The organism is Photobacterium sagamiensis (assembly GCF_050337085.1).
GTDB lineage: Bacteria > Pseudomonadota > Gammaproteobacteria > Enterobacterales > Vibrionaceae > Photobacterium > Photobacterium sagamiensis.
The window spans coordinates 118,975-131,481 of sequence record NZ_JAKJSP010000017.1 but is presented as its reverse complement, the minus strand read 5'-3'; the positions used below and the strand labels follow the sequence as shown (position 1 = coordinate 131,481).

9 protein-coding genes are annotated in these 12,507 nt (G+C 46.7%); 3 read left to right on the top strand and 6 right to left on the bottom strand.

Features of this window, described 5'->3' with window-relative positions; all coding sequences use genetic code 11:
• Nucleotides 1-103: 103 nt before the first annotated feature.
• Nucleotides 104-400 (top strand): ribosome assembly RNA-binding protein YhbY, encoded by a 297-nt coding sequence (gene yhbY, locus L4D76_RS07895; RefSeq protein ID WP_428440374.1) that lies wholly within the window; start codon nucleotides 104-106, stop codon nucleotides 398-400.
• Between the two features lie 132 nt (nucleotides 401-532).
• Here the strand turns inward: yhbY and greA are convergent, their stop codons facing one another.
• Nucleotides 533-1,006, bottom strand: a complete 474-nt coding sequence (gene greA / locus L4D76_RS07890) for a transcription elongation factor GreA (protein ID WP_428440373.1) — start codon at nucleotides 1,004-1,006, stop codon at nucleotides 533-535.
• 485 nt (nucleotides 1,007-1,491) lie between these two features.
• On the opposite strand from greA, the gene L4D76_RS07885 reads away from it, so the two are divergent.
• Together L4D76_RS07885 and dacB are read left to right on the top strand one after the other, a co-directional pair.
• Nucleotides 1,492-2,502 carry a porin gene (locus tag L4D76_RS07885; RefSeq protein ID WP_428440372.1) on the top strand — a complete coding sequence of 337 codons (1,011 nt, stop codon included), beginning with the start codon at nucleotides 1,492-1,494 and terminating at the stop codon, nucleotides 2,500-2,502.
• Nucleotides 2,503-2,608: 106 nt separating this feature from the next.
• On the top strand, nucleotides 2,609-4,033 hold the full coding sequence (dacB, locus tag L4D76_RS07880) for a serine-type D-Ala-D-Ala carboxypeptidase (protein WP_428440371.1): 1,425 nt from the start codon (nucleotides 2,609-2,611) through the stop codon (nucleotides 4,031-4,033).
• 187 nt (nucleotides 4,034-4,220) lie between these two features.
• Here the strand turns inward: dacB and L4D76_RS07875 are convergent, their stop codons facing one another.
• The 5 genes from L4D76_RS07875 to ispH form a co-directional block, all read right to left on the bottom strand.
• A complete protein-coding gene (locus L4D76_RS07875; RefSeq protein WP_428440370.1) occupies nucleotides 4,221-5,069 on the bottom strand; it encodes a magnesium transporter in 849 nt (282 codons plus the stop codon).
• Nucleotides 5,070-5,630: 561 nt separating this feature from the next.
• Nucleotides 5,631-8,855, bottom strand: coding sequence for a carbamoyl-phosphate synthase large subunit (carB, locus tag L4D76_RS07870; protein WP_428440369.1), 3,225 nt, complete (start codon nucleotides 8,853-8,855; stop codon nucleotides 5,631-5,633).
• 16 nt (nucleotides 8,856-8,871) lie between these two features.
• A complete protein-coding gene (carA, locus tag L4D76_RS07865) occupies nucleotides 8,872-10,026 on the bottom strand; it encodes a glutamine-hydrolyzing carbamoyl-phosphate synthase small subunit (RefSeq protein WP_428440368.1) in 1,155 nt (384 codons plus the stop codon).
• A gap of 540 nt (nucleotides 10,027-10,566) precedes the next feature.
• The gene (gene dapB / locus L4D76_RS07860; protein ID WP_428440367.1) at nucleotides 10,567-11,376 is read right to left on the bottom strand and encodes a 4-hydroxy-tetrahydrodipicolinate reductase; all 810 of its coding nucleotides are present in this window, start codon (nucleotides 11,374-11,376) and stop codon (nucleotides 10,567-10,569) included.
• Nucleotides 11,377-11,556: 180 nt separating this feature from the next.
• Entirely contained in the window at nucleotides 11,557-12,498 is a 942-nt protein-coding gene (ispH, locus tag L4D76_RS07855) for a 4-hydroxy-3-methylbut-2-enyl diphosphate reductase (protein ID WP_428440366.1), read from the bottom strand.
• Nucleotides 12,499-12,507 lie beyond the last annotated feature (9 nt).

Below are 12,507 nucleotides of genomic sequence, written 5' to 3'. Positions count from 1 at the left end.
TTCTGTAGCGGAATAGCCACACATACTAAACAAATTAGTCTTCTAGCCTAGATGGCGTTAGAATGACACGTTTTCAACCCTTGTAATAAAAAATTGAGCCACAATGAATCTAAGCACCAAACAGAAGCAATACCTGAAAGGCCTTGCTCACAACCTGAAACCTGTCGTCCTGATGGGTGCAAACGGCTTAACTGAAGCAGTTATAGCCGAAATTGAACTTGCACTAAATCACCACGAGCTTATCAAGGTCAAGGTTGCAGCGGAAGAGCGCGAAACCAGAGTATTGATCGTAGACGCAATTATTCGCGAAACTAAAGCGGAAAAAGTACAGGTTATCGGTAAAACACTGGTGCTGTACCGTCCAGGCGAAGAGCGCAAAATCGAGCTACCTCGCAAATAAAAAAGGCCGCCGATGCGGCCTTTTTTACATTTCTCTTTTGCTCACTAAAGCTTGTGACATTGTTCACTTTTATACATCTAAGTTACTGCTGAATTGTTACACTTATTAACAATTCAATCAACAGCACGTCTCCTAGATGTATTGAACTTGTTCAATCTCAAACTCTTTTGTCCCGCCCGGCGTTACAATCGATACTTCATCGCCTTCAAGCTTGCCAATCAAACCACGCGCAATGGGTGAATTAACCGAGATGCGATTTTGCTTAATATTCGCCTCATCGTCACCGACAATGTTGTAAGTGATTTCTTCTTCGGTATCGATATCGATCAAATTGACGGTTACACCAAAAATGACTTTGCCCGTATTTTTCATTTTCGTCACGTCAATGACCTGTGCAACAGACAATTTATATTCAATGTCACGGATCTGAGCTTCACAGATGCCTTGTTCTTCACGTGCGGCATGGTATTCGGCATTCTCTTTTAAATCACCCAACTCACGTGCTTCACCAATCGCCTTTGAAATAATAGGGCGACGCTTCATCAATACCTCGAGCTCTTCACGCAGCTTTTCTTCGCCACGTACAGTCATTGGAACCTTTTCCATAAATATTATTACCTCAGTACCCCAAAAAGCGCTCGCCACTTTTTGAGTAAAAAAAGCCAGCTCAGCCACAGCTGAACCAACGCAGTGAAATAGGATTACAGATCATTTTAAACAAAGATGACCAAGAGATCACCCTAGAAACGAATTCTTACTAAAGACTGCTATTACCCTCATTAGCATAATAATGCTATGTAAAGATGTGTTTTAAGTCACAAATCAACTCAATATTACAATTTTCCCTCACCACGAAAATATCAACAAAGTCTAAATACAGCTAAAGCAAACAGTCGACAAGGAACTTTAATCAATAAGCATAACCAGCTGATTTAAAAATAAAAATTATGTCAACATTTAGCAAGCCTTATACCTCTAAAGTATTTTTCAGTTTTTTTTACTAACTGTTTTTCAATTAGTTCAGTAAAAAGAACAGCATGCATTTAGATTTGAAATGCATCCAATAAAAAATTCAAAAAGGGATTCGGCAAATGAACAAGAACCTAATTGCTTTAGCAGTAGCAGCAGCAACTCTTTCTGGCGCAGCAACCGCGGCAGAAGTTTACTCAGATGAAACATCTAGCCTAGCTATCGGCGGTCGTATTGAAGCTCGTATGCTTATGGCAGAAGACGACGCTGGCGACAACAAAGTAACTGACAATAGTCGTGCACGTCTAAACATCGCGGGTAAAACAGATATTACTGAAGACATCTACGGTATCGGCTTTTGGGAAGGCGAATACAAAGATGGTGAAGAAGTAAACAATCGTCACCTAAACGCTGGTATCGGCGGTGAGTTCGGTAAAGTTGTTTACGGTAAGACTGACGGCTCTCTGGCCATGCTAACAGACTTCACTGATATCATGGCTTTTCACGGTAACGAAGCGGGTAACAAGCTTGCTGTTGCAGACCGTACCGGCAACAACCTTGCCTACACAGGTTCTTTTGACCTAGGTGGCGACAACCTGACGGTTAAAGCTAACTACGTATTCAACGGCGAAAACGAAAACACTGCTAAAGAAGCTTACGATGTTGACGGCTACTCTGTTGCAGCTATGTATGTAATGGACATGGGCCTAGGCTTCGGTGCTGGCTACGGCGAGCAAGAAGGTCAAGCTTCTGCAAATACTGAAACTGGTAAGCAGGCATTCGGTGCGGTTTCTTACACCTTCGGTGACTTCTACGTTGCTGGTCTATACCAGGATTCAGAAAACACTGAAGTACACGGCCTAAACGTAGACGAGTCTCGCGGTTACGAATTCGCAGCAGCCTACACAATGGGTAAAACTGTATTCATCGCGACATACAACTACCTGGAAGACACGAATAACGACGCCGATCTACGTGACTCTATCGCAGTTGACGCAACTCACTACTTCAACAAGAACTTCCGCGCTTACGCGTCTTACAAGTTCAACAACCTAGACCAGGATTCAACAGTTGGCATCACTCGTGCTGCGACTTCTGATGAGTTAGTACTGGGTGCACGCTACGACTTCTAATCCCGGTTGGATTAAAAGCACAACTTGCTAAAAAAGGCGCAGATCTTCGGGTCGGCGCCTTTTTACTATAAAATACAGTCATTATTTTTCTATGGCCGTTAACTTGATGTTTCGCGCACTCCCTTTACGCCTTTTACCTTTACTTCTCGGCTTGCTGCTCAGCCTGCCTGTACTGGCAAACTTTTCCCCTCAGCAAGCTATTAACCAATTACCCACCGGTCATGATACCGCCCTGTTAGTTGCCGATCCGGTAACGGGCAACATCGTCTACGCCCAACGGGAAAACCAGCTTCAGCCGCCAGCCAGCACCCAGAAGCTCGTCACCGCACTGGCAGCCAAACTTTATCTTGATACTGATTTCCGCTTTACCACGGATTTAGAACTGAAAGATAAGGATGTCATCATACGGTTTAGCGGTGACCCGACATTTTCCCGTCAGCAACTGGCCATGCTGCTTACGCAGTTGAAAAAACACCAACAATCCCCTATCAGGGGCAATATTATCCTTAACGGTTCGGTATTTAGCGGCTACGAACGTGCCCCGGGCTGGCCATGGGATATTCTCGGGGTTTGCTACAGTGCGCCATCCAGCAGCATTTCACTTGAACACAACTGCGTACAGGGCGCGCTGTACAGTAATAAGGAAGAAGGGCAGCTTACCCGGGTTAATGTGCCGGCCCATCAACCAATCAAAGTCAGCAGCGATGCACTGATTGTCAGCAAAGAGCAGCAAAAAGCACGCTACTGCGACTTAACCCTGACAGCCGACAACAGCAACAGTTACCAGCTAAGTGGGTGCTTACCTAAGCGTGACAAGCCCCTGCCGCTTAACTTCGCGGTACAAAACACCGTTGACTACACGGCTGCGGTTATTCGCAGTGAATTGAAACGAGCCGGGATCCGCTTTAACGGTGAGATACTGCGTGATGACCAGGCTCGCGGTAAACGCATCGCCCGCCATACATCAGAACCGCTAAATATACTGATCGACACTATGGTCAAAGAATCAGATAACCTGATCGCCGATAACCTGACCAAAACCCTCGGCCACCGTTATTTCAATCAACCGGGCACCTTCAATAATGGTATTGCAGCAATAAAAGCCATCTTAAATGACAAAGCGGGGATCGATTTACGCCAGGCGGTACTGGTTGACGGCTCGGGGCTTTCGCGCAACAACCGCCTTACCGCGACTCAAATGATGGAAGTGGTTACTTACCTTTACCAACATGACAAGCAACTGGGACTACTTACAACCCTGCCAGTCAGTGGCCAAAGTGGTACTCTGCGCTACCGCCAGAGCATTCGCCACCAGCCACTGAAAGGGAATATTGCCGCCAAAAGTGGCTCGCTGTACGGCACCTATAACCTGGCCGGCATTATGACGACAAAATCGGGGAAAAAGCTGCTATTTGTCCAGATGGTGGCTAATTACCACCCGGAAGAAAAAGCGGAAGATGCGCCGAAAACCGCCCCACCGATAGAGGCGTTTGAACGGGAGTTATATCGGGCGCTGTACGAGAGTTTCTAGGGGCGAGAGACGGGGGGCGAGTTAATGATTGGGTCCTGGGGTCCTGGGGTCCTGGGGTCCTGCAAGCAGCCTCTCCGAGCCTCGAAAAGAAGTCAAGTTTTGGCTCTTTCTCGAAACTCGAACCTAGGAACTCAACACTGCTTCTCCATAGAACCTCAGGGCCATAGTCCCGCTTTTCCCGCTATTTCTACGCCAACCCCAGCATCCAGTTCACCGTGGTGAAATAAATCATCATCCCGGTGATATCGACAACCGAAGCCAGGACCGGGCTCACCAGTACCGCCGGATCTAACCGACAGGCTCGCGCTATCATTGGCAGCACACCACCGATACTGGTAGAAAGCACGACCTGAAGTGATATCGCCATACCAATCGCCAGGGCGATATGTTTTAGATCCATCCCTATTGGCAGTACTGTGCTGTCGCTAAATATCATTACCCGACCGACAACCACGAGTGCTAATACTGCAGCAATAACAATAGCAACCCGGAACTCTTTCCATAAAACAGCGAGCCAGTCCCGACAGCGTATCTCTTCCATCGCGAGCGCCCTGACTACTAGGGTCGCGGCTTGCGAACCAGTATTACCACCGGCGGCAGCAATCACCGGCATGTAGATCGCGAGTAACACTAACTGGCTTAACGTGTCTTCATAGTGAGAGATAATTAAGCCCGAAACAATGCCCAGCAATGCTAAACCAACGATCCAGCCAATACGCTCTCGCACATGGCTCATCACGCTATTTTGCAAGTAGTGTCCGGCGGGCTCTGCCTCAGAACAGATAAGGCCGAGACCACTCGCCAAATGACGCATACGCACTTGTTCATCCATTTCATCTAACCTATCAAGCAGGTTCTGTACATGACGAAGCGGACATTCATGAAGTACGGCAATCGCTTCAGAAATTGGCATGACAGCCAACAACTTAGCTTGCTCATCAAAGGTGTATTTTAAAAAAGCATTCCGTGCGGCCAGAATATCACTCTGACCATAGTTTTCAGTTGCAGCCTCTGCTGCACAGTTCATTACCGCCATGGCGAATCTCCCGATTGGCAATGCCCGTCCTTCGGACGCAGCATGGGTAACGACCATCAGAATTAAGTCACATATCAGAGCAAACGTGCTGATCACTTTCAGTTATCACTCAAATAAATATGAGTAATAACAGCAGCAAAAAGCCTGTCATTTACAGCTAATTGACATAACTCTATATTGAGAAATTTGGAAGAAAATCGAGAAATGATTTGTCAGATTGGGTATAAACAAAAATATACAAATAAGGACAAGTTATTCCGAACCCGGGCAGGATCGGAACTATAGGAGACCGACACCGTTAACGGGTTTGATTTTCCACCTTCATACTCGGAGGATGGTCGGTATCGTTCATTTAAATCTCCAAAAAATTGCCGCTTGTTGCGACGCGATAATTGTACGCAATTCAGTTACCACTTCAAGGTATATCTGGATTAAAGTTGATACAAACTGCCATCTATCACGAAATACCTCTCAACCTATTACCAAGCATAAAAAACCCACCTTGCGGTGGGCTCTAATCTTCTAACAATTTGCCTTAAGACAGTATGTTATGAAACATCATTACGCGTTATTAATCCGAGCGTGAAGCTCTTGCACTGAAGTGACTTTGTTACGATCATCAGCTGTGTGAGCCATACACGTCGCAAATGCAGCATTCAGCGTTGTGGTGTAGTTCACTTTTTCAGCCAATGCGCCACGACGCAGCACTTTAGAGTCTTCAATCGCCTGACGGCCTTCCGCTGTGTTGATAATGTAGCTGTATTCATTGTTCTTGATTCGGTCAAGAATATGAGGACGGCCTTCATGTACCTTGTTCACCAGACGCGGGTTAATCCCTGCTTCGCCTAAGATCACGGCAGTACCGTGAGTCGCATCTAACTGGTAACCCAGCTTCAATAGCTTGGAAGCCAGGTCAACAACGCGTTGCTTATCGTTATTGCGCACAGACAGAAGCGCGCGGCCGCCATCTTCGTATTCTTTACCACAACCCAGTTCAGCTTTAGCAAATGCTTCTGCGAAGGTATCACCCACACCCATCACTTCACCGGTAGAGCGCATTTCCGGGCCTAACAGTGGGTCAACACCAGGGAACTTGTTAAATGGCAGAACCACCTCTTTCACCGAGTAGTAAGGAGGAATGATCTCTTTGGTAAAGCCTTGCGACTCAAGAGACTGGCCCGCCATTACACGTGCTGCAATTTTTGCCAGTGGCGCGCCGGTTGCTTTCGATACGAACGGTACAGTACGCGCTGCACGCGGGTTCACCTCAATCAGGTAAACTTCGTTATCTTTAACCGCAAACTGGGTATTCATCAAGCCGCGAACACCTAGCTCAAACGCCAGCTTCTCAACTTGTTGACGCATCACATCCTGGATTTCCTGGCTCAGTGTATAAGCAGGAAGTGAACATGCTGAGTCACCGGAGTGAACGCCCGCTTGTTCAATGTGCTCCATGATCCCGCCGATAACGACACGCTCGCCATCGCAAATCGCATCTACATCCACTTCAACCGCATCATCAAGGAAACGGTCAAGCAGAACAGGGGATTCGTTAGAAACACTGACCGCTTCGTTAAAGTAACGACGCAGGTCGCTTTCATCGTATACGATTTCCATCCCACGACCACCAAGTACATACGATGGACGAACAACCAGTGGGAAACCAATTTCTTTCGACTTCTCAACCGCTTGCTCCATAGCGGTAACGGTAGCATTTTCTGGCTGTAACAAACCTAAACGGTCAACGGCTTGCTGGAAGCGTTCACGGTCTTCTGCACGGTCGATAGCATCAGGGCTTGTACCAATGATAGGTACACCAGCGGCTTCAAGTTCACGAGCCAGTTTAAGTGGTGTTTGACCACCGTACTGCACGATGACACCTTTGGGCTTTTCAACACGTACAATAGCCAGCACATCTTCCAGTGTTACTGGTTCAAAGTACAAACGATCTGATGTGTCGTAGTCAGTTGAAACCGTTTCAGGGTTACAGTTAACCATGATTGTTTCATAACCATCTTCACGTAATGCTAATGATGCATGAACACAACAGTAATCGAATTCAATACCTTGACCGATACGGTTAGGACCACCGCCCAGAATCATGATCTTATCTTTATCTGTTGGCTGTGCTTCACACTCTTCATCGTATGACGAGTACATGTAAGCCGTATCAGAAGAGAATTCAGCCGCACAGGTATCAACGCGCTTGTAAACTGGGTGAATGTCATGCTGGTCACGTAATTTACGGATTTCACTCTGTGCAACACCGAGCAATTTCGCTAAACGCTCATCAGAGAAACCTTTACGCTTTAGCTTACGTAGTTCAACTGCATTTAGACCCGCAAAGCCGTTATCTTTAACTTTTTGCTCATCTTTAACGATGTCTTCAATTTGCACCAAGAACCAACGGTCAACATTCGTTAAGTTGAACACACCATCAACCGACATACCTGAACGGAATGCATCGGCAATGTACCAAATACGCTCTGCGCCTGGCTCTTTCAGTTCATGGCGAATTTTGCTCATGGCATTTGGTTCATCTAGGTCAACCATTTCATCAAAGCCTGTTGCGCCAACTTCTAAGCCACGCAATGCTTTATGCAGTGATTCCTGCTGGTTACGACCAATCGCCATCACTTCGCCCACAGATTTCATCTGTGTCGTTAGACGGTCATTAGCACCAGCAAACTTTTCAAAGTTAAAGCGAGGGATCTTCGTTACAACATAATCGATAGTCGGTTCAAATGATGCTGGTGTTGCACCGCCCGTGATGTCGTTCATTAACTCATCAAGGGTGTAACCAATCGCCAGTTTCGCAGCGATTTTAGCAATCGGGAAACCTGTTGCTTTTGATGCCAGTGCCGAAGAGCGCGATACACGCGGGTTCATCTCGATGATAACCATACGGCCATCTTTCGGGTTGATACCAAACTGGACGTTTGAACCGCCAGTTTCAACACCAATTTCGCGCAGTACTGCTAGCGATGCATTACGCATCAATTGGTATTCTTTATCTGTTAGCGTTTGTGCCGGCGCGACGGTGATTGAGTCACCGGTGTGAACACCCATCGCATCGAAGTTTTCAATCGCACATACGATAATGCAGTTGTCGTTCTTATCACGAACGACTTCCATCTCGTACTCTTTCCAACCAATTAACGATTCATCGATAAGCAATTCGTTAGTCGGTGAAAGATCTAGACCGCGTGAACAGATTTCTTCAAATTCTTCTTTGTTATAAGCGATACCACCGCCTGTACCACCCATCGTAAACGATGGACGAATGATACAAGGGAAGCCAACCATCTCTTGGACTTTGTAAGCTTCTTCCATTGTTTTCGCTGTATCGGCATTAGGACACTCTAAACCGATAGATTTCATTGCCTTGTCGAAACGTGAACGGTCTTCAGCTTTATCAATTGCATCAGCCGTTGCACCAATCATTTCAACATTGAATTCTTTCAGCACGCCGTGCTTTTCAAGATCCAGAGCACAGTTCAGTGCTGTCTGGCCGCCCATGGTTGGCAATACTGCATCCGGACGTTCTTTTTCAATAATTTTTCGTACAACTTCCCAGTGAATTGGCTCGATGTATGTGGCATCAGCCATATCCGGATCAGTCATAATAGTTGCAGGGTTCGAGTTAACCAGAACAACGCGGTAACCTTCTTCACGCAGCGCTTTACAGGCTTGAGCACCCGAATAGTCAAACTCACATGCCTGACCGATAACAATCGGGCCAGCACCCAGGATCAGAACACTTTTAATGTCAGTACGTTTTGGCATTTCTTACTACTCCGGCTTAGGCGCTGCATGTTTCATTAACAGAAAGCTTAATTAACTCGATAAAGTGATCGAACAGTGGTGCTGCATCGTGTGGACCCGGACTTGCTTCAGGGTGACCCTGGAAGCTGAAGGCTGGCTTATCAGTGCGATGAATTCCCTGAAGTGAACCATCAAACAATGATTTATGCGTTGCACGCAGATTGTCAGGCAATGTTGCTTCATCAGCAGCAAAACCGTGGTTCTGGCTGGTGATCATCACAACATCGCGATCAATATCTTTTACCGGATGGTTGGCACCGTGGTGACCAAACTTCATTTTCACCGTGTTTGCACCACTTGCCAGAGCAAGAATTTGGTGACCAAGGCAGATACCGAAGATAGGCAAGCCTTTATCTAAGAATGTTTTTGTCGCTTCAATCGCATAGGTACATGGTTCCGGGTCGCCAGGACCATTTGACAGGAATACACCATCCGGATTCATCGCCAGTACTTCATCTGCCGAGGTTTGCGCCGGTACAACCGTCAGACGACAGCCGCGGTCAACTAACATGCGTAAAATGTTACGCTTAGCACCGAAATCATAAGCCACAACATGGTATGGCAGCTCGCTGTCATCTTTTGCTTCAGGTAAACCGTTTAGCAATGTCCATGAACCTTGCTTCCACTGGTAGGTTTCAGCCGTTGTCACTTCTTTTGCCAAATCCATGCCTTTCAGGCCAGGGAATTCTTTGGCTTTTGCCAACGCCAATGCTTCATCCAGGTTGTCGCCTGCCATGATGCAACCGTTCTGTGCACCTTTTTCACGCAAAATACGCGTTAGCTTACGGGTATCAATCTCAGCAATACCGACAATGTTTTGTGATTTAAGGTAATCAGAAAGGGAGAGTTCATTACGGAAGTTTGAAGCGAGTAGTGGAAGATCACGAATTACCAGGCCTTGCGCATGGATTGAGGAGGATTCTTCGTCTTCGGAATTGGTTCCGGTATTGCCAATATGGGGATAGGTAAGCGTTACAATCTGTTGGGAATAAGAGGGGTCAGTGAGAATTTCCTGATATCCCGTCATCGAGGTATTAAAAACAACTTCACCAACGGCCGAACCATCTGCCCCAATGGATATGCCGCGGAACACTGTCCCATCTTCAAGGACTAACAGCGCAGATTTGCTCAAGACAACCTCCAAAAAAAATAAAAATGCAGTTAAAACAGATAAACTTGCAACTACCCATTCCATACAAAGTCAAAAAGCGAGTCAAGCTGAATTTTGACAAATTCCGCGCAGTCTAGAGTTCGCTAACCAAACTGTCAATATTCAACCCGAAATAAGCTTAAAATATATCAGTTTCAGACAAAAAAGCCCACCAAGCAATGGAAACCACAAGATATCACAACTAACACTGCGCTCCCTTACATGCAAAACACCATTTTATCGTTTGCCTCAATCGAGAAAAAATACACCGCAGTTAAAAACCCAGGCAAACGATTAAACGGGGCGTGTTTACCCATATTTATAGGCGCCTGACGGAAAAATTACAACCAACACACGCCGAGAAGCACAAAAGTAAGCAATATTAAAGCTGACGGGAAGATTAGGGGAAATTGAGAAATGAAAAATAGGTTTTATGCACCACGACAAACGTAATGCATAAAACCAATATTAAATACCCACACGGAATAATCCGCATTAATTGGGCAACACGCCCGCTAAAGCTTAAAGATCATCAAGCCCGAGCACATCTTGCATGGTATAGAAGCCCGGCTGATTATCAGCAAGCCATACCGCAGCACGAACGGCACCGTTGGCAAAGGTCATACGATCTGTCGCTTTGTGCGTGATCTCGACACGTTCACCAATATCAGCAAACATGGCGGTATGTTCACCCACAATATCGCCGGCACGAATTGTCGCAAAACCAATCTCATCTCGGCTACGCTCACCCGTGATCCCTTCGCGAGCATATACCGCAACATCACTCAGTTTATTGCCCATCGCACCGGCAATGGCCTCCCCCATACCAATCGCGGTACCGGAAGGTGCATCGACCTTATGACGGTGATGTGCTTCAATGATTTCAATATCCGTGTAATCTCCCATCACCTTGGCGGCTTTTTCCAATAACTTAAACACCAGGTTAACCCCAACACTGTAGTTAGGCGCCATGACAATGGAAATATCTTTTGCGGCTTCATCGATCCGGGTACGCTCTTCATCACTGAAGCCCGTTGTGCCGATAACAATTTTTTTGCCATGTTGCTGACAAAATTCAATATTCGCCAGTGTGACGACAGGCGCGGTGAAATCGATGAGCACATCAAAGTCATCTGCGGCAGCCACTAAATTATCAACAATCTTGACGGAAATCGGGCCAACGCCAGCCAGTTCACCGGCATCAACACCCACTAATGTTGATTCTGCCCGTTCAGTGGCAGCACCAACCGTTGCTTGCTCTGAAAGGTGTGTCGCTTTTAAAAGCTGACGGCCCATGCGTCCTGCCGCGCCAGCAATCGCAATTCTAACCATTGCGTATTTTCTCCCTTGTTCTGTAACTTGTTTGACTGGTATTGCTTCAATGTAGCGTGTTGGCAGATATAAAAAAAGCCCCAGCTAGATGCTGGGGCTTCAATTCTGATCCAATCCACGAAGTAAAAGGCAAGTTGAAGGTTCGTTTTCACCACTCTCCCGCCGTTGCTCAGCAACAGGTTAGATGTTTTTAACTTGCAGCTCGCGTGGCACTTCAAAGAACATATTTTCTTCTCGGCCTGTAAGCTCTTCCACTTCAGCACCAATCAACTTCTGAATACGATCAATGATTTGATTAACTAAATCTTCAGGCGCTGATGCCCCGGCAGTAATACCGACTTTCGACTTGCCATTAAACCATACCGGCTGAACGTCTTCAGGACAGTCAGTCAGATAACCTGGTGTTCCCAGCTTTTCAGCCAGCTCACGCAGGCGGTTTGAGTTTGATGAGTTTTTCGAACCCACCACGATCATCACATCAACATCTTGCGCCATTTCGCGCACCGCATCTTGACGATTCTGGGTCGCATAGCAGATATCATCTTTACGCGGCCCCTGGATCTCAGGAAAAACGTCACGCAATTTTTCGATCACGTCTGCAGTTTCATCGACCGATAGTGTCGTCTGGCTGACATAATGCAGGTTGCTCGGATCTTTGACCTGCAGCGCTTCAACATCTTCCGGCTTTTCGACCAAATACATCCCGCCGGCAACACTCGCATACTGGCCCATGGTGCCTTCAACCTCCGGATGACCGGCATGGCCAATCAGCACCACTTCCATATTACGACGGCTGGCACGCGCGACTTCCATATGAACTTTAGTCACCAGCGGACAGGTTGCATCAAATACCGTTAACTGACGTGCCTTGGCTTCATTGCGTACCGCCTGAGAGACGCCATGAGCGGAGAAAATCACAATATTGTCATCAGGTACTTCGCTGAGCTCTTCGACAAAAATAGCACCGCGCTGTTTCAGCCCTTCAACCACAAAGCGGTTATGCACTACTTCATGACGCACATAAATTGGCGGTTGATACATTTCAAGCGCACGCTCTACAATACTGATCGCACGATCTACGCCGGCACAAAAACCACGCGGATTTGCTAATAAGATTTTCATTTCTAACAA